Raw genomic sequence first — 20,516 nt, 5'->3', positions numbered from 1 at the left:
CTTCCTTCCACTAAAGTCCTTAATAGCTGTCAATTACTGTTCCATGCTTCCAAAGAAATATCTGTAATCCTAAATTTTTCCTTCATATCCGGTGAGACCAGTACATCAATCATCTTCTCTTCTCCCGGCAACAAGACAAAACAATTATCCCCAAAATAAACTTCCTGTGGTTTGTATGGGCTTTTGAATCGCACAAATAATGCAGGAACATTTGACGTGTTTTTTACTTTTGCCCGATATAAATCCATTTCACTTCCCCCTATTTTCTTCCTTTCATCATAATTAATTGAAAGGGAGATCTTCGTTTTGGGGGCATTTAGCATCGGAAGGAGGTGCTTTTTTCCGGCAAGGTTATCGACCGACGAATTCTTAATGCCAAAAGTATATGTTTGCGAAGAGAGATTTGACTTGCGATCGTCTACCAAGTCTAATCTAACCAACAGGACATTATTATTTGCCCCTTCCGGAACTATAAACTTAAGAGTATCTATCCGATGTGATGAGTTGGCATCTATCAGGATATTTTTACTGTCTTCATAATACAGTTTTCCATCCAGATCCATAATTTTTGTCACCAGTCTTGCCCCTTCAATTGGATCGGACATAGCACTGGTAACAAAAACAGGCAAGGTCAAGGTATCATTGGGATGAAGGGAAATATTGTTGTACTCCGCACTTACGTCTATCTGCCCATACGAATTTCCTACATAGTAGTAGGCCATTTTGGGCAGCCCGTAATACTCAACTATTGATCCGTGCGCAACATTGGGCCATGGTTCATTGAAAGTCCACATATAACACCCGCTCCTATGCCACTTTTTACGCCGATGGGACTGATTGGCATAACGCAGGCCTTCCGACTGGACAAATTGACTGACTTTGATCTCCGTTTCCAGATCCGGCAATTCCCCAAATAGAGATAGGTAAATTTCAGGTTTAAGCCAGTCTGATTGAGTATAGGCCCCAGCACTATTATGCCACTGCATTATGGAATCACTGTATGGCAATGGCCAAAGTTCGGTATCCGGCAATATGCGTTTCAATGTCTGTAGAGAGGATGCACCCGAAGCGCCATATTCGGACCATTCTACAGGATTGTCCGGCCCAGCCGTCAAAGGATAGCCCGTATTGTACAGATCATACTCGGCCGGTATATTGAACCAATGCGGGCCATGCCTCTGATATTCTACAACAGGACTGGGACCAACAACCTGTCGCATCGGATCCATTTCTCGACATATGTCCTCAAACTGGGCCACTTGTTTACTGTTGTTCCTTGTCATATATAGCTCGTTGCCAAAACCATAGCGGTAGATACTTGGATGATTGATAAGCTGTGGCATAATCTCCCGTTGTTGTTCATTTGCCGTAGCCAGAATTTTATCCGTTTCAAGGGGAATGGACCCACCATTCGGCATTTCCTGCCAGACCAGAATCCCATACCTATCACATAGGTCATAAAACGTCTGCTTTTCAATTATCCCTCCTCCCCAAACACGAAATACATTGTAATTTGCCAGGGTAGCCATCCGTATCAAATGCTCATATTCTTCTTTTCCCGGTCTGCCATATAACAGGTCGGCGGGAAGCCAATTGCCCCCGTGCAGGAATATAGGCCTCCCATTAATTTGAACCAGAAATTCCGGCGTCGAATCTTTTGGAATATCCCGTTCACCGGAACCAGATGGCCTATGGGAAAACCACATCATTTTTTGGTAATCGTGGGCCTGGGGATTTTTCAAAAATTGTATTTCCCTAATTCCAAAATTTCTCTTTATCCGATCCAATATCCTTCCGCTTTCCTTGTGCTTTGCGGTAACCGTCAGGCTATATAAATTTTGCTCGCCATAACCATTGGGCCACCACAGGGCCGGTGATGATATGGAAAATGAAAATTCAACACCCTTACTATTTTTTTTGGTGGGTTTTAAAAGTTGTGTAGCACTGGAAGCCGGGGCATTTGCATTAATACACTCGGCCTTATACTCCAGGACAATTTCATCTCCATTGAACACCTCTGAATTTACATTTATCTTCGTATGTACATTTGCTTTATCATAAGGTGCCCCAATTTGAGGGTATATGAGCAAATCATCAAGAAAAAGGCCTGTAGAACCAATAAGTTTTACATCTTTCCAAATTCCCATAGTCCATAAAGGAGTACCCCAATCCCAACCGGTCATGGTTCTACTTTTCCAATAATCCAAAGTGTTGGTTACTTCATCCTGTGCATATTGACGTTGCCATTGGCCCCTTGGAAGTTGGAACAGTTTATTCACTACATTCTCTGGAGCTGATTCTATCACTAATGTAAGGGTATTCTCCTCCCCATCAAATTTTAATCTATCCGTAACATCAAACTCAAAAGGTGTAAACTGCCCTTTATGGGATCCTAGGTACTCCCCGTTCAACCATACCTTAGTGGCGTAATCAACACCTTCAAAATGCAACCTGACATGCTTTTTAGACCAGTCCTTCCCAACAATGAACGACTTTCTGTACCACCATTCTTTTATTGGAAGGCCGTAGGTTTTTTGCGCGTTCATACCAATATAAATATCAGGTAGTTCCCCGGCACGCATCAAGTCCCAATAGATGTCACCTGGAACTGTGGCAGCAATGGCACTATCCAACGGAAAACCAGAATCCATAGCAAGCATTGACTCTCCCTGTCCGGGATCAAATGAGACCAAGTGCCAATCATCGCCCGACAACGGCAATTCGCTTTTTTGAAAGTTTTCGGTCCCTTGATCGGTACATGACATCACTAGAACAAGTAGTAATGCGCGGACAATATATTTTATTCCCATTGTTTTTATCTTATTCATTTATAATTAGGATCATACCCCTTTCCGCACCAATCTTTAGACTCCCATTGGCAGGGAATAGTTGTTCTTCCTGTACTCCCCTAATAAGAGGGGCTTTCACAATCGCTTTATTTTTATCCAATCCGATAGCGTCCCAGTCAATATCCAAGGTAATGGATTTATCGCCCCCCCAATTACCGATAGCAATCAACGTTTTACCATCTTTCACGTAAGCGGTCGCTTTTACATCTGTTTCTCCCGTTTTTACAGGGCAACGTTTTGACCAATATCCCAGCATCTTTGACCCCTGAATACCAAAATCATCCCATAATTTCCATATCTCCGATGGATTGGAATTACCATAAATACGTTCTGACATGCCATAGACCATTCCCCTGAAAGGATTATTGTTTCCTAGCGTTTCGCTGTACAATCCGTAAGGAATACCCGCTAACTCAATGAGCCAATAATCCGGGGTTTCATTGTAATCGAAGCCCTCTCCCAACCAGAGGCTGTTTATAAAAGGAAAATGCTCCATAAAGAAATTCGAGATATTGTTCATCCCATATTGGGGATGAAAATGATTTCCGCAGTGAAAATCGATTAAGCTCCCTGGCCGTGCCTTGTCCATCACCTTCCTTACCCGTTTCATAATCTCCCGGTCATAGCCCAATCCATCGAGATAAATACCATCAATACCTACCTCCCTGACCAACCAATCCAACCCTTCAAGATAATAATTATGCCAGCGAGAGAGACCGGATTGTGCAATGGATGCATCCCAATGTCCCTCACTGAAATAATGGTGCCATGCCGGTAGATAATCATTGATCAGGTGTTCGCAAAGCCATGATTCCCCGGTAACCCCTCCTGTCTCAGTGGGAAGGGTGAACCTATCTGCCAGCCTGAAACCTTCACCGGTACGATAAACCTCATCCCCGAGACTTCGCAAAGCAAACGTTTCAGGGGCCCTTACGCTCAGTTCTCGAACGGTATAATAGAGCTTTACCTTTTTTTCGTTTTGATGCGCCCGCGCAACAAAAGGTGCAAGGGTGTCGGTGGCTACGAAGGGATAATTGATATAAGGATTTAGTCCGTTGGCATGATGGATATTGATGATATTGGCACCCGATGCATCGATACTGTCCAATTGATCCAGGTTTTTATCCGAATGCCAATAGCGCCATTGCCAGTGGTCGTTATCCAAAGGGCGAACCGGGGTCATCAATAGCCCAAATCGGAACGTGAGCTGATCCCCTTTTTTCATTTCCCTGTTGCCACTAAAGATTTGCACAAAAAAGGAATCGCCCTTTTCCTGCATATCGCAGCCCCCCTTTCCCTGGTTATACCAATCTTCAGGAATGCCCGTATCTTTATAATTAAATATTTCCCAGGTGTCCGTCTGCCCTTTTAATCTGCACTGAAGACCGGCTCCCACGGTCCCGAGCCAGAAAACACTGTTACTGCTTTCTATATCCCATTTCCAACTCCAATTCTTGGGACGGGTCCCTCCCTTACGTCCCATGCCCATCATATATTCTGCGATTTCCTTCCGATAGGGTATTTCCAATCTCATGTCGTTAAAACTACCATCCTCCTTTGCAGTTACCGTTATGGTATAGTTCATGTACCCGTCAACTTCACTTTTGGAGCGACATTCCAGGTTTAACGATTCACTTGTTCCTTGCGTTACTTGGGTAACGGCACCTGAGGCCCTATCGATTACCTTATGCGGGCTATATTTAAAAATGACCTCCCTGTTCCCCTTTAGCGCCACAAATTTGACCGGTGCCGAAAGTAGTTTCCGTTCCGGCCCATCCGTTAGGGCAGACATGTCATCATATGAGCTGGCAATCTGTCCTGGCAATCCGCTTTCATCGAAAATGATCTTATGCCCAAGGATCTGCATCCGATCATCCTTCAAGGTCATCGGTGGATATATGCCAAAGGTCTCATCATCCAAACCTATGGTAGAATTTAACCACTTGAGTCTTGCCATTTTGTTAATATCACTGCTTCCGCCATCCGCTAGCCTTACTCCAGCTATCTGTATATTGATCTTCATCTTTTTTTTCTTCATCCCTACCGGCTTTATCACTAAAGTAGCCGACAGCGAACCTTTGAAATTATCCGGAATTTGCACCCCGCACCATAGAGGTTGTACCTCGCCGGCATTCACCGATAACTTTTTCTCAAACACCTTGCCCATCCAGTCGGTCCCCCCCGTATTGAAACAAGTGAAGGCGTCTTTGGAAATTTGTCCGCTTTCAAATTCGAGCTTTATATTTTCCACATCTTTTAATGCGTACATTCCTATCTGAAACGTAAAATATTCTCCCGGCCGGGCTTCCCCATTGAAAATATCGGAAGGGCCTTTCCGTACCCATCTTAGGGGTAGATCATATTTCATTGCAATGGGGAACTCCCTTTTTTCGGGAAAAAGAAGATAATCGTCCTTTTTAAAACGTTCCAACAATCCGGCAGTCTCCCCTGCCGTGGCAATGACCTCCATGGGATCGACCCTGTAAAATGGGTCAGCAGACTGAAATTCGGTCAATTTCCCCTTATCCAATCCATTCAAATAATCATCCGGAAGAGAAGCTTTCCACAGTGGATCCGCAAGATCTTCCGGTGTCAGATAGGTCGTGTTGGGAAAATAGCCATGGCCAATGGAATAAGGCATATAATAAATATAGTACCTACCAGGAACGGTCCCGGGCTGAAAAATTACATCTCCGTATTCCCTATTGATCTCAGGGCAGACCACATTTTTTACTATTTGATCCGTTTTCGCATCCACAACTATGATCTGTTTTTTATGGGGGTCAACATCCCTCCTTCTCCACGGAAGACGGATAAAACAGGTATTCGCTTTTTCCCTTACCTCTACCACGGCCCTATAATTGCCAAAGGATTCTACCGGCCAGCTACCAAGACTATATTTTACTTCAGGAAAATCGAGCTTTTCTTCCTGTGCGTTGCACAAATCAAAAGAAATCAAACAAAGCATTGAAAGAAAAGACAAAGTCTTTATATTAAATAATCCCATAATCATATATTATCATTAAAAAAACTTAGAAGTTTACTATCTGCTATTTCGACTTATAGCACCATAGATCGACATACCTCCACCGGACATGTCCGGCACACTGTTTACATGCCCAGGAAATTTCTTGACCCCCGGGCTTTTAAAAGCGGCCCACCTATTGTTATACAAGCTGATACGGTCAATGAATTTCTTCATATCCAGCTCTATTTTAAGTGCCGATATATTAAGTGGATCCAATCCGTTCGGCTTTAAACTATGGCTGTGCATAAAAACTAAAAAAAGAAAATTATTGAGTAGATATTTGATCATTAAGCTATGTTATAATTTACAGCAGTGCCGTTCAGTTGAAATTCACAACCTTGTTAATATATACACTTCAATATTTGGGGCAATATACGCCTTTATCAATTAAGTGTATACACTTTTTAATTATTTTTTTCATATTATAACTCTTAAAAAGAAGTACATGTATCCGCCTTGGGGCTTTGAAGGAGAAATTACATAAATAATGTTCAGGCAATTTTTTGGACAGTTACCCTACCTTTATTTAAATAACCTAGTGTCCAGTCAAGCCTAAACCTACGGGAAATTTAATGTGTCTCTTGAGCCGCTCCTGCGTTGCAAAAATCCTTACGTAGCTACGGCTATGTACGTTTTTTGCGCCTTGGACCAACTCAAGATCCATCATTCCTTACCCGGCATTTAAACGTTGACTTGACACTAGTTGGCTGAAAGTTTCCTATTTTTTGCATATTCGTAAGTCAAGGGAATCCCATGTAAACCAACCATTGCCCAATACTTGTATTTTCAGAACATTTCTCTTTGGTTTAATTATTCCTTCAGGAATTATTATCCCAACGGTTTTTGCTTGAGCCAACTGCGAAGGGTCTTCCTTTTGAAAACCATATCCCTCTTTTAACTCCGAGTCAAAGTGTTCCCCGTTAAGTTCAATGCGAATTTTGGCTCCGATCGATGATTGATCGGAAGAGTTTATATTGATTAATCCTATTTTATCCCGCAAAGTGGATGTTCCATCGAACTCGATTTCCAGAATATTATTTCCATCCATCAAATAATGAACCCGTTTGGGATCGATTAGTTGCCCTTTTAAACTAATATTATTTGTACTTTCCGAGGTATTTAGACCGGTATAACCCCCAAATTCACGGCACATACTATCTTGTCTCCCTAATGAAAAAAGTACGTCTATAGTAGGCTTGATTATGAGGGGATTGGCATTCCAACTGGTTATTTTCCAGCCAGTCTGGGCCAAATTTAGTGGATTGAATGACTTTTTTAAAGACCGAATAATTATAGAACGACTTTCACCAGGAGGTATAAAACAATAATTATTGTCTATCATAATGTCAGTACGATAATTAGCTATGGGATGCGGCTCACAAAATAATGCCGTCATCGAACCGGAATTCGTAATAATAATTTCTAATATTTCCTGATCATTCTCTGTCCTTAAGGGCATAACTTTTGCCTGCAATGACGTACGGCTCAACGGTAACCAAAGTCTGTCTGTATCTATGCTATCAGTTCCAATAGAAAGATTACCCAAACCATTCAGTGCTTTAAACCTAGTTGTACCTGGGTTCTTATTATTGTAATCTGTTTGGTTTTTCAAAAGTCCTGCCAACGGTGCAGCAATGCGATCGGATCCGAAAATATGAACTCTTTCTGTAAGAAGATTTTCATTTGAATCGAAGAGTTGCATTTCGATAATAATTGGGCCTAATCCGAGTTCCATAGGAGGAACTATATTGATTTGGCCAAGAGATTTTACTTCAATGGGATCAATTGAGGCTGTGCCTTCTTTCTGCCCTATAACCTTGCCTCCAATATCACGTGCAAGCCAGTGCCATTTAACATTTTCAACCGCTTCAGGTGCATCGCTTACTAGAAATATTTCTGCATTAACCCCTTCGGCAGGATCAAAAAGTAATGAGTCATATTTGAGATTGAGACTTACTTTTGATAAAGCTTGTTTGGTGAAGTAATAGTTCATAAGTGGGCGACCGTCATAATCCACCATATAGCTTCCAGCACCATTGGGCCATGGTTCATTGTAGTTCCAAGACATGAAACCTCCTCCCAGGGCATCTCCTTTTCGCCTTAACGCATCCATGGCATAGCGTAGACCCTCTGCGGCAAGAAACTGCCCCGCCGGCACCAGTTGCTCCAACCCGTCCAGTGGGCCAAATAGATCTTCTGTAATCTCTTTGTGCAGCCAGTTTTCTTTTATCAGGGCACCCCAAAAGACATTTTTACGAATCAGCACTGGATCTTCATAATTAGATAAGGGCCATTGGGATAAGGGGGGTATTGTACGCTGCCAAACTTCCAGATTCGCGGGAGAATTTGTGCCAAATTCACTAAGACGCATTTCATCCCTTGTATTAAAACGTTGGTAAAGATTCTGCTCACCTGCTCCCAGCCATGACATATGGGAATCTGGCTTTGTGTGGTAAACATAAGGACCGTGGGGTCCAGAGCCCTCATCGGCTTCCGTAGCCCGTAAGAACCTGTTGTCGTGTTCTTTTACAGCATCCCCTAAAATTAGTAATGCCGGATGATCTGAACCCAATGTGAATGTTGGCATTTCATTTCCACCCGTCCACTCCACAATACTGGGATGATTACGTATCTGTTTAATAATGTTTACTGCGGTTTCTTTGAGATTTGAAAGAAAGACAGAATCGGTTTCTGGATCTGAGTTGGCCAGCGGAAATTCCTGCATCAACATGATTCCAAGTTCATCGGCTCGATTGTACATTGAATCCGTAAGAATCACTCCTCCTCCCCAAAGTCGTAGACAGTTTATGCCGGCATCACGTGCCTGTTCCAATAACCTCAAGCCAGGTTCATTCATTCGCCCAAATAGGGCATCCGGTGGCAGGAGATTGGAGCCCATCTGTCTGATCGGCCTACCGTTGACAACCAACTTCATAGGGTTGTAGAAATCTGCAGCTACCCCCGGAACTTGCTGCCATGAAATTTCGCGAACTCCAAAGCGTGTCGATTGGCTTTCCATTACCGTACCATTTTCCGGGTGGCTAATTTCTACGACTAAATCGTATAAGGGCTGTTTGCCGTGCCCCATAGGCCACCAAAGCAAGGGCTTGCTGATTGATAATGGAATTTCGAGATGATTTTTACCTTTTGTTACTTGCGAAATAATGGCAGTATCTGCTTTTGAATCCTCACATCTAGCTCTAACAGAAACCTTCACGGGCATTTCTGACCAACTATCCACATCAAGCAAGATACGCAAATCTGCTTTTGTATAATTAGAATTCATGGAAGAAAGGACTCCGATCTGCTCAGTATTGATGGAACCGGTTGCTTTTAACCAGACATCCTTCCAGATACCCATGGTATAGATTGCAACAGCCCAGTCATAACCACCATTGGTTTTACTTTTTAACTCCTTAAGCTGTTTTCGAACGGCATTATTAACCTTTGTATTGCCTAAACCTCCAGGATCATCAGCTGCATAGAACAAATCATGTAACTCCTTTGGCATACCGGCTATTCTGACTTCGATACGATTTATCTGTCCAGGCAAAACCGCATTGGTTGCATCGAAACTAAAACGCTTGAACATTCCGGAATTCCCACCTAACCTTTGACCATTTACCCATACTTCACATTCAATATCTACCCCATCAAAAGTAAGGGTCATACGTTGCCCAATGAATTCTACTGGAACCATAAAATCCTTTCGATACCACCAGTCCCTAAATGCAACATCAGGTAAACGCGGATCGCCCATCCCGTACCATAGGGGCTTAAGATACCTCGAGGCTTCAAGATCGCCCTGAATATTACCCGGTACAGTAGCCGGTATCCAATCATTACAAAATACTCCTTGGCCATCATCGATTGGAATATCCTGTATTTCCCAGTCCTTACCACTTAATAACAACGATTGGGCAGTACTTACAGAAAAAATGTTAAGAAACAAAAACAACCATAAAGTAATCCTATCCATACATTTTATTTTTATTCAGACCTCATTTTAGGGAAAAATGTCAATACTGCTTTATGAACCTATGCTTAAATTATCGGCCCAATCCATAAGGATACCATTAGGAACCAAAGGTCGACCTACCGTTAATCCCTAATTGTGCAAATTGGGTATTCGTCCAATATTGGGAAGTATTACATATACACTACCTGCATTTGCAACGTATATGTATATGTCCATATTAATTCAATTCTATCCGGTCTGAGGTCCAGCTATCCACTACCACACTTATATTTTCCTTATCTATGGGGGATGAAAATTCGCACTTGATAATTTTTTTGTCCCTTGGCATAAGGGTGATGTAATTATCAGTGTAATGCACCGGAAGAATTCGCTTTCCATTACGTTTGTCAAAAACTTTTATCCTATTAAAAAATGAGATATTATCGGTAGCTTCCATACTAATTGTATACGAATAATTATCTCCTTCCTTATCCAACTCTAATGAGAATTCTGGTTGTGTTTTAGGTAACTGCTCCAATTGAGAGTAATCCTTTTCCTTTGTGGTCAACCAGTATATATTATCCGAAATCGGATTGTTTTTATCCACCAATGTCAACTTCAAAAAATAAACTCCATCCAAATCCTTGGGTGCCGGTATTTTATACATGGTAGTGACCGTATTTGCCCCGGCATCCGATTTCTCGGATTTTTCCCACACAATTTTTCCGTTCAGATCAATCAATTGGGCCTTAACGTTCAATCCATTGTAGGGTTTTAGCGTTGAATTTACCAATTGCACTCTCTTGCTCTCCAAATTGTACAAGGGGTGTAGGGGTTCCGATCCCTTTTTTACTCCGAAAAGCATGGCATTTACATCCAAATACCAATCATAGGCCTGGCCACGTAGCGCTGTCCAGGGGTTTTGTGTTTTCCAAATTAAAAATCCTGTGTACCATTCCCACATTTTTGATGTCCTACCTTCCATTAATGAACGATACTGGTCATAATTTACAACTTGGGCAATCTTGGCGTAAGTTTCCACATCATGTATTTTACCATAGCGTTCCAGTTGATTGCCATAGCCCAAATTTAAATGATAGCTCCATGTGTAATTTCGGGACAGTCCTTCAATCGGAAACATATCCAGATCCTTTTCCGGTAATATTTCGCGAAGTGTTTCTATCTCAGGTAAACCAACTGATCCCAATTCCGGATTAAAGGGAATATGTTTGGTAAAAAACCATTCCGGCTCTTGTATATCGTGTGGACCGTCAAATCCTTCCCCGACCAACTGGGCATTGGTGGAATGACTTACAAACCATCTGTTCGGATCCAATTTGGGAAATACCCGGTCCGTCAAAGTCTCATTAAGGTAATCCGATAAAGGCGCTTCATTGGCTCCACACCATAAACTTAAGGAAGGATGGTTCCTAATCATTTTGATCTGATCAACAGCAGATTCAATATAAAGGTACTGGTTATCAGGATATTCCCGTCTACGTTGTCTGCTTTCCAGCTTCATAGGATCATCCCATGCACCGATAACATCGGCCGTACCCCATAGGTCCTGAAAAACGAGGATACCAAATTCATCACAGGCATTATAAAATTCGGGACGTTCAATCATCGCACCTCCCCAGACGCGGATCATTCTAAGATTCATCTCGGCATGGAACCGTATCTCTGTCCGGTAACGCTCGGGAGAGAGCCTAAGGAGCCAGTCCGATGATATATAGTTCCCTCCAGGGATAAAAATCTTTTGTCCGTTTACATAAAAAACACGTCCTTTATTAAGCGGAGATGGTTCCGAACTTACTTCCCTAATACCGTACCTCAGCTCTTTGGTATCGCTTATATTCCCGTTAAGCTTAAATGATATTTTCATATCATTTAAATTTTGGTCCCCTATTCCATTGGGCCACCACAATTGTGGATTTATAATTATTAACTCGTCAAAAGCAACCTCGATCCTTTCATTGGCGGGTATGGTAACCTCTTTCGTCATTTGCTGCCCATTGGTTTCACAGATCAATACTCCGGACTGTGCTTTATTTACCGTATTCCTTAACTCAACGGTCGTTTTAACATAGGCCTCTTTCTGGGGGCCATCCACTTGTCGAATCCCCGGCACCTTGGTTACCACATAGGGGTTTTCTACCTTTACCGCTTTTGTCCTTGTAAGGGAGACCTCATCCCAGATCCCGGTATTCCTGTCGCGTATAGGACGGCTCCAGTCGTATCCGGGCATATATTGCATCGTATTGTCCCTTCCAATTATACCATCTCCACTTTGTCCGCCATTCGGATTGCCCGGATGGGTTGGCGGATAGACGATTACTGCCAATACATTTGGTTTGTCAAAATAAAGCCAAGGTGTTATCTCAAAACTTTTTCGCAGGAACATCCCTTCATGGGTGGTCGTATTGATCCTTTTTCCATTGAGAAAAATTTCAGCTTTATAGTTGATTCCACGGAAATTGAGCCACACCTTTTCATCCTTCGGAATTTCATTTAGGGAAAACTGGTTGAGAAAATAAAAGGTGTAGAAATCCGCTCCCACATGATATACATCCGGGATCAGTTCATTGTTCATTCCGATTTCCGGAGCGGGGAATATTTTATTTTCCAACATGGTAGTCAGGATTGTCCCGGGAACCTTTGCAGGCATCCATCCTACACTATGGTCCGGAGGAGGCAAAATGACCCATGAGGGAGGTGATTTTACGACCCATCCCGAATCCACTATTATCGGGGCCGAGGTAAGTGTATTTCCATCCATCTTTATCTCACTTGCGCGCTTGGCCCACCAATTGCTGTGAAGTACCGTCTTTTGCCCGATTTCAGGAAGTGACAAGGGCTCTACGGTCTGTGCGTTAGTAAAATGTATCCCGGCGAAAACAAAATAAAAGAACAAGGCAATTTTCCCCTTCCTGTAGTTCATTCTTTTCATATTCAGTAATTTGATTTTTTTTTAACAATACCCCGTTGAGTTATCGAAGCTAGATGAACATTGATGTAATTATATTTATGAACGGATCAATAAAATGCCGGATGTACGCTTCTTTTTCGTTTTACATATTATCTTAACCCACATTCTATTATTTAGGGTTGATTTCTATTAATTGCATCCCATTGGCCGGCAATTCAACTACAATATGGATTACATGATCCACTATTTCCCATTTGTTCGCTCCTTTAACCTGCCACACATCCCTGGGTTCAAGTCCTAGCTCGGCCAAGGGTACTGAAAATTCCTTGGGAATCATTTCATCTTCCAAATTAAAACAATTAATAATCGAACTATTCTTTTCCGGAAGGGTATGCACATGGGTCAATTCATCGATTCCATAAAAATCTCCCCTAACGAAAAATGGCTTTAGACGCATGTATGTTTTCATAGCTACTTTCTGCGCCACCCAGATTTCGGGTGGCGGACTATTCTTTTCTCCAATTCCTAGGTGGGCATACTGTACTTCAACACTCGGAGGGGAAGCCTTGACCCCATAACGGCCTCCCATTCCTAGGTAGCGACAAGTAGATGCATACCACCAAAACATGAGAGCATTCTTATTATCGGTCTTCAGGTTCACATGGGCATATAACGGAATATTATACGAAAGGTTATAATAATATAGCGATTTTGATAAGCCACTGGTCAAATCGTGCATTGGATCCCACATATATTCAAAAGCCCAGATTGCATCGAAGTTTTTTGCATGATGGGTATAATAAGTTGGCACATAACGGCTGGTGGTAGGACCAAGAATCTGATCGTGCATTTCAATTAACACATCCGGAAATTTTTTCTTGACCTCATTGGCCAGTCGTGCATAATTACGTATATGCTCTTCCCTGGTGTAGGGAACAGAATGTCTGTGTTCCATTACCTCACAAGGACCAGTAAAGTTTGTTCCATCAAACATAAAATACACAATTCCGTCCGAAGCGAGCTTTAATAAACGCTCAAGTTTTGTATCCCACCATCCCGGTGCGCCGCTGCACAAATAGTTATTATTAACTGGGAAAGGTTTGCGCGCCGATTCGGGATAAGTTGATGGATCGTTCCATACGGCCAAAGGCACGTGCAACGCTACCTTCAAGTTGTATTTCTCCTTCATCAAATCACAAAATTCCTTACAAGACAATAAACGGTCATCCGCCCATTGGGTCGAACCCATCTCGGTATCCCATCCCGGATCCAGGTATATTGCTTCGCACCCAAGCTCTACAGCTTTGACAGCTTCCTTTTCCATATCTTCCAGGCGATAATATTTAGCCCGTTTTTCCGGAACATCGGGAGCATCCCACCAAAGTGGGTTGTCATAAATTTCATTCCAATGTACTGGCGGATTGAAATCTTGAGGGAAGCGATGGCCTTTCCCATCCATAAAACTCTTGAAAAGGCTATAACCTAACTTCCAACCGCCTGTAAAGGAAATATATCTGTTCATTCCAGTTTGCAGCGTCTGGTTTGAAACCAAACGCATTGCAACCTCGGGGTCGCCCCGATATATTCCCGAACCGCCCCATACCATGGTAGGCTTTGGATCCGCATCCCCGAAATCATCATTGGACAGATAATTATCAATAAGCGAATATTCCATTTGTTGTTGGGCATACTTAATGACAAGACAGCCTGCCTTATCATTGGTAAGTACCCACCCTTCAGATGCCAATTGATTCGGTTCTGTGCAGATCAAATCACCTATTTTATACTCCTGTTTTTTACCGGATCCTGTATTAAGGAGATAGGGCACGGCCATAAAACGCCAGTTTGAGTTTAAAACATTTCCTCCTACGGCATCTCCAATCATGCTGGTGAATCCATGTCTTAAATTCAACTTCTCCCGATCAAGGTCCAACACCTCGTCGTTCAGATTTTTAAGTACAACATATTCCTCAAACCATTCCTGGTCATCCGGAATTCGGAACACATGTGAAACCCTAATACCATTGACTTTTCCAGAAAAGGTAACCTCTCTGACATGCTCGGACACTTGTCCAGTTTTAACTTTCACCTCCCTGGGGCGGCCAAATCCATAATAGTAGTCTCCATTGGCCAGAACAATATTATTCCCTTTATCAAAAAGAGAATAAGGATTTAGCCCATTTATGGTATCAATTTTTAACCGGAATGTTCTATTTTCTAAAACAATACTACTTTCTCGGGTTTCTGGCTCCTGACTTGTACTTGTTTTGTCCGAAAATTTCGATCTACTGCAAGCACAAATAATTATTAACAATGAAACTACCATTGCCAAGGAAGTTATATTTCGCATAAACGGTATATCCATGTTTTATTAATTAGTCAAAGTATATAATGTCATGGACAAATCACTTGTCCTATTATAATGTGCCTGAAAACTTTGTTATTTTACTCCAATACAAACCACGAAGTGCCTCCTGCCTTTATTTTTACGGTTATCAATAATTCCCCTTTATCGTTAAGATCGTACTTTAAAGGGCTGCCCCCTTCTTTCCTTACGATTGCACTGTCTTTTAATCCGGAATAATACAAGGGCAACTTAAGCTCCTTTTCTATATCCCTGTCCGTTGGATTGAAGACAATGGCCATTCCTTTATGTTTTCCGAAGGGATCCACATGGAGAATGCAATCCAGATCACGTCCGGTAGGACGGCTCACATGAATAATGTCCGAAGTTAAAATTTGGCGATAGGATTTAAACCAGTTCAGCCACTTTTGTACCATTGCTTTTGTACGGGGGGTATCGTACATTCTATTTCCCCGTATGGTAAGTTGGGAACCACTTGCCAAATATTGAATTAACTGCTGCTCATATCGTTCGATATTTTCATTTAACGGTTCCAGTCCAACTCTGGGATCGTCCGTGTAAAAACCTATCAATTGCAATGTCATCCATCCCATGGTAGGCAGCTTGTACCATGTTCCATCATATATATATTGACGCCCTAATAGTAATTGTTGTTGGGGCGAGAGATTGGCGGTGGCCTCCCGATATCCCATTCCGGTACTGCTGCCCCCATTTAGAAAATACCAGTCCGGAAGAAGAATATTCATATTACGCCTTTGGGCCTCATGGATAACCTCTATCTGGGCCTTCCATTGCTCCCATTGGGAATCCTCCAATCCTCGATGATATCTATGTATCCTGGATCCGCAGGCATCTCCATGGTAAGGCCCATCCGCACTGTAAACCATAAATTTGGACTCATCGTAAAACCTCCACATCTTCGGGTAATAATCATCCCGCCACTTACTGGCAATACAGACGCTTTGCCCGAACATGGTTCCAGGGGTTCCGGTTGCAGGGTCAATACAGTCCACTTCAGGTCCGCGGCCCCTGGAAGCGACCTGCAATTCGTAACCCGCCATTATTATCCCTCGCTCCTCCGCATATTTCCCGATTGTTCCCCAATGCTTCAGATAGCTTTTATCCATATTATCATAATTCACCCCCGGCCATGGATCAATTGTAAGCTTTTCCATGCCAAGCTCCTCCATTTGGTCTATGAGGGACTTCAACTGCGTTTCATCATGTGATGTAATAGCGGCACCGATCAATGATTCGGTCACTTGTGGTGCCAACGTTTTGTACATTCTGCGATGGGCCAGTGACTGTCTCTCCCTATCATCGTTATCATTCAACAATTCGAAAGTAATATTTGAAATAAAAGGTTCTTTATTGTTTATCAATACATTAGGTCCTATAGGTAACTTGCTCAGCAACAAATTTCGATGTGGAAAATCCAAATAAATATCCTCGGCCGCATTTTGGGTGGCCCAGGTATGGTAGTCAGGATCCACTACCCATTTCGTAGTAGATTGACCTGCCTGATATGGCTTGGGATCTCCGGTAAAATGGAGCAAACCGCTCCCGTCCTTGTCCCAGTTGGCCAAAGCGAAGGAATAATCACTTTCTACATGTATCCGCTGTACCTGGTCTTGGTTTATTGCCAATACTTCGGATTCAAAACGATCCAAAGTAACATCCCTTTCGTTATGGTTGATAACTTCCAGCCATTTGGAAATGACGGGAATACCCTGATAGATCTCATAATTTATTTTTATTTCAATGTCCTTTACCGCCGTCATTATTTCCGTAGGCCTAAAAGTCATTGTCAACCTAAGTCCTTTAGCGGGCCAAGGTGCAGAAAGGGCATTGTATTTTTGTTCCCAGTGATAACGCTCTTTAGGCATTGCCGTTTCTATCTTCACCAAACCAAATGCATTGGGATTTGACGTCATTTTCGAATACCAGCTTTCCATCAGATACGATTTTTCGGGCTGCCCTTGCAGCCCCCCGATATCATACCAGGTACTATCCAGCATAATCCTTGCCTCGGGTTTTACGGCACGGACATACTCCGCGCCATTTGATAAATTAGTATATCCGACACATGCTATATTGTCCGACACATAAAAAGTACGGCTTACCAATCCATTATTCAATTGAAACATTGATGTTAGGCCATCCATGGACTTTTTGACGAAAAGCTTAACGGGTTCATCTATTTTGTTTATAAGCCAGTCTTTGGGGTGCAATGATACGGGAAGGGCATCCACAATCTCTTTGCCCGTTCCCGGGGATTCTATGTTTCGGACAAGTGCTTTTGTTTTTACTGTTCTTTTGGTGTCGGTCCCTTTTTCATATCCCAACAAAAAATCCTTTTCCGGATTAAATTTTCCCGTTTTAAAGGTAGCATATCGCACCTCATAAACCTCTCCGTTAAATTGCTCGCTTCCCATATTATGGCCAACAGTAAATCCCTGTCCAATTTTATTTCCTTTTTTGAACACTCCCCGTTTCGCCCCATCCATCCACACTGTGCAATGATTGCCATCCGCTACCAACGCAAGATGGGTCCATTTGTTTTGGATTACAACTCCTATTTCAAACATCCCAAACTCCCCGACCTTGGCAAACCATTTATCACCTTGCTGAACAATGGCATATCCATTTTGTTCATCCCCTAGACCAACGATTCCAGAAGTATGTTTGGCATCCAGATCCTTCCCCCCGGACGATCTGGGTCTTGCCCAGACCTCAAAAACAAAATTATCATCCAGATGGATCATGCCCTTTTCCATATGGTAATATCCATTATCGGGCGTAAACAGTAAGGACCCACCAGATTTACCCTCAGGGGCACTGGCATAAAACACCGGACTTCCTTTACGGGATAGCGTCAATTGGGCATTATCTTCCGCTATAATCTTTTTAGGTCCTATAGCATAGGTAACCGCTGTTCCCTGTCCCATTTTAAAATGGGCTTTCACATCTATCTGTGCTTTGGCGCCGATCCCGGCTACCATAAATAAGAGAACAAAACTGTGCTTTAAAAATACGGTCATGATTATTTTAATTAAACTTTTTATTATCGATCATTTTATTCCAATATATATTCCTAAGAGCAGCACAATTGCTTACCTGACAAGGTTGATGGGTTCTAGATCTTGCCGAAATATGGATCCCATTTCCCATAGATTTTTACCCTGTAAAAATTCAACCCTTACTAATTTCCTTTGCCCTTACTTTGAATGCGTGCCATGGCCACCATCAAAGTGTATACACATTAATTTTATCGGCAAGATACTAAATTTCAAATAAAGTGTATACACATTTAACAATTATTTGGAATAAGATATCAGATATATCGGAAAACTGTTTCTTTCCGATATATATACTTTTGGCAGTCCAGGTTTATACCGTTTTTTTTCAAAGCTCTTTATGTGACCATTAACAACAATGCAAACGATCCAAAAATGGCCTCCTCTCCTATGCCCAGTAAACTGGACCGTATATTCAAAAAAGAAATGGAGTGCTTTAAACACCCCATTCCCTCTACTAAAACTAACCTAACTAACTCCAATGATCAATAGTTACAATACATATACAAATGATAATATTACTGATTTGTACAAATGTTCTGGCCTATCCATTTGGGCAAACTTGAAATTATTTATATTCCTATTAATTCAAGGGATCAAAAGTTCCTCCGTCCCAGCCGATGGTCTGCTCCAAATTGGCATCCTTTTGAATATAAGATTCCGGAATCCCAAAGAAATAATAGGTATCAGGGACATTAAATCTTTCATTCGGAGCGGTTTCCACATCATAAATACTCCATGAAAATTTATCCCAAAAATCATCAATATTATCATAACCTTGGGGTGCCTGTTCTCCTGAATTTAAGGTAAATGCCAAGCCCTTATGCACTCCTTGGTCGTTAAGGATATCAAATCTCCTCCATCTTCTAAGGTCGTCCCATCTTTTATTTTCAAAAGCGAACTCAACAAATCTTTCGTTGATATACGCTTCCCTGATACCGGCCTGATCCGTTGCTGTGACCCCATAATTGCCGGATCCGGCTTCTATACCTGCACGGGCCCTTATATCGTACAATACCTGAAGTGCTTCGGCCGTATTACCAATTTCATTGGCCGCTTCGCCATAATTCATCAAGACTTCCGCAAATCGGATTTCGATCCAATCTACGTCCGACAGATTAATAGTGGCCCCGTCCACATCCTTGTCCACTGCCTTTAATCTATAGAACCCGGTCCATCTAAATCCGGAAAAACCATAGAACAATTGTTCCGAATCTTCTCCGGCAGCAGTTTTATATAGCCATAGATACGACTCGAAAACATCGAGATCTTTTATATTATAGTGATAGCTCCCGTTATATGCAATATTGGCATAAAAACGATTATCACGATTTTTATAGAACTCTCCGTAACCGGTATTGGGATTAAAATTGGATCCATCCTTCATAGGAAATGCATCTACAAGTTTTAAAGCAGGTTGATCATAACCGACATTACCATTGGTAGCCCATAAAGGCCTTAATACATTTTGGTTATAGGTACGGCCCGGATTCAAAAATTGGTTTACCATAATTACCTCTTCGTTCAATTCCTGATACCAAATATCCTCGTAATTGCCTTGGTACAATCCCTTTCCCATAGCTTCCAAAAAGGCCAATGCTTCCCTATTGGCATTATAGGCAGCTGTCCATTTGGAAGCATCCGCCGTAGGGTTAAATTGCGGACTTGCATAAAACAATAGGGCCCTGCCTTTAAAGGCCATGGCTGTACCTTTATCTATTCTACCATAGTCTGCACCCGTCCACTCATCGGGCAACAATGAAATTGCCTCGTCCAGATCCTTAACTATCTGTTCAAAACAGCTGGCCGCATTACTTCTCGGAACGGACAAATCTTCCTCTTCCAGACCTTGTGGATGCAATACCAGAGGGACACCTCCATAAAGTTTTGTCATATTAAAATATGCCCAGGCCCTAAAAAACAGGGCCTGCCCTTTAAGCCTACCCAAAAAATCGGGATCAAGGGTACTGGTTTCCACTTCTTTGAGCAAAATATTGATCTTTCTAATATTGGCATAAGGCCAATAATTTACCGTATTGATATCGGCCATTCCCTTAAGAAGGGGCTGCATGGTAAAACCATCCGAATTTGGTGCCTCGTCCGATGCTCCCCCGTTAAAAGCCATTCCGGGCATAAATAGACTATAAATATTGTTGATATAGGCGTCTGCCAGTCCTTCGTCCAACCAGACATCTTCCGGGTTGATCGCATTCAGGTTTTCTTTTTCGAATACTTTTTCACAGGAACCAAAAGCCAGCCCCATCAGAATAAAAAGTACTACTAGGTGATTATTTATTTTCATTTGTAATG

The 20,516-nt window shown here is 42.2% G+C and carries 8 protein-coding genes; all 8 read right to left on the bottom strand.

The window, feature by feature from the left end:
- Positions 1–29: 29 nt before the first annotated feature.
- The 8 genes from D0S24_RS20510 to D0S24_RS20475 all read right to left on the bottom strand — a co-directional run bounded on the left by D0S24_RS20510 (position 30) and on the right by D0S24_RS20475 (position 20,508).
- Entirely contained in the window at positions 30–2,810 is a 2,781-nt protein-coding gene (locus D0S24_RS20510) for a glycoside hydrolase family 2 protein (protein WP_181938155.1), read from the bottom strand.
- A 10-nt stretch (positions 2,811–2,820) separates the two neighbouring features.
- Positions 2,821–5,856 (bottom strand): glycoside hydrolase domain-containing protein, encoded by a 3,036-nt coding sequence (locus D0S24_RS20505; protein ID WP_147321490.1) that lies wholly within the window; start codon positions 5,854–5,856, stop codon positions 2,821–2,823.
- A gap of 36 nt (positions 5,857–5,892) precedes the next feature.
- Positions 5,893–6,165 (bottom strand): hypothetical protein, encoded by a 273-nt coding sequence (locus tag D0S24_RS20500; protein ID WP_117021708.1) that lies wholly within the window; start codon positions 6,163–6,165, stop codon positions 5,893–5,895.
- A gap of 430 nt (positions 6,166–6,595) precedes the next feature.
- Positions 6,596–9,856 carry a glycoside hydrolase family 2 protein gene (locus D0S24_RS20495; protein WP_117021707.1) on the bottom strand — a complete coding sequence of 1,087 codons (3,261 nt, stop codon included), beginning with the start codon at positions 9,854–9,856 and terminating at the stop codon, positions 6,596–6,598.
- A gap of 217 nt (positions 9,857–10,073) precedes the next feature.
- Positions 10,074–12,785: a glycosyl hydrolase 2 galactose-binding domain-containing protein gene (locus tag D0S24_RS20490; protein WP_220377798.1), complete on the bottom strand. Its 2,712-nt coding sequence runs from the start codon at positions 12,783–12,785 to the stop codon at positions 10,074–10,076.
- A 148-nt stretch (positions 12,786–12,933) separates the two neighbouring features.
- On the bottom strand, positions 12,934–15,114 hold the full coding sequence (locus D0S24_RS20485) for a hypothetical protein (protein WP_147321489.1): 2,181 nt from the start codon (positions 15,112–15,114) through the stop codon (positions 12,934–12,936).
- A 95-nt stretch (positions 15,115–15,209) separates the two neighbouring features.
- The gene (locus D0S24_RS20480; RefSeq protein ID WP_220377797.1) at positions 15,210–18,170 is read right to left on the bottom strand and encodes a LamG domain-containing protein; all 2,961 of its coding nucleotides are present in this window, start codon (positions 18,168–18,170) and stop codon (positions 15,210–15,212) included.
- A gap of 619 nt (positions 18,171–18,789) precedes the next feature.
- Positions 18,790–20,508, bottom strand: a complete 1,719-nt coding sequence (locus D0S24_RS20475) for a RagB/SusD family nutrient uptake outer membrane protein (protein WP_117021704.1) — start codon at positions 20,506–20,508, stop codon at positions 18,790–18,792.
- Positions 20,509–20,516 lie beyond the last annotated feature (8 nt).

The sequence above is a fragment of the Arenibacter sp. P308M17 genome (assembly GCF_003426735.1).
Taxonomy (GTDB): Bacteria; Bacteroidota; Bacteroidia; order Flavobacteriales; family Flavobacteriaceae; genus Arenibacter.
Note: the sequence above shows the minus strand (reverse complement) of the source record. Positions and strands in the feature narration are given on the sequence as shown.

What these genes read in the sequence shown, in the direction of transcription:
- D0S24_RS20485 (WP_147321489.1), bottom strand. Translation starts at nt 15,114, where the DNA reads ATGCGAAATATAACTTCCTTGGCAATGGTAGTTTCATTGTTAATAATT.
- D0S24_RS20475 (WP_117021704.1), bottom strand. Translation starts at nt 20,508, where the DNA reads ATGAAAATAAATAATCACCTAGTAGTACTTTTTATTCTGATGGGGCTG.
- D0S24_RS20510 (WP_181938155.1), bottom strand. Translation starts at nt 2,810, where the DNA reads ATGGGAATAAAATATATTGTCCGCGCATTACTACTTGTTCTAGTGATG.
- D0S24_RS20505 (WP_147321490.1), bottom strand. Translation starts at nt 5,856, where the DNA reads ATGGGATTATTTAATATAAAGACTTTGTCTTTTCTTTCAATGCTTTGT.
- D0S24_RS20490 (WP_220377798.1), bottom strand. Translation starts at nt 12,785, where the DNA reads ATGAAAAGAATGAACTACAGGAAGGGGAAAATTGCCTTGTTCTTTTAT.
- D0S24_RS20495 (WP_117021707.1), bottom strand. Translation starts at nt 9,856, where the DNA reads ATGGATAGGATTACTTTATGGTTGTTTTTGTTTCTTAACATTTTTTCT.
- D0S24_RS20480 (WP_220377797.1), bottom strand. Translation starts at nt 18,170, where the DNA reads ATGACCGTATTTTTAAAGCACAGTTTTGTTCTCTTATTTATGGTAGCC.
- D0S24_RS20500 (WP_117021708.1), bottom strand. Translation starts at nt 6,165, where the DNA reads ATGATCAAATATCTACTCAATAATTTTCTTTTTTTAGTTTTTATGCAC.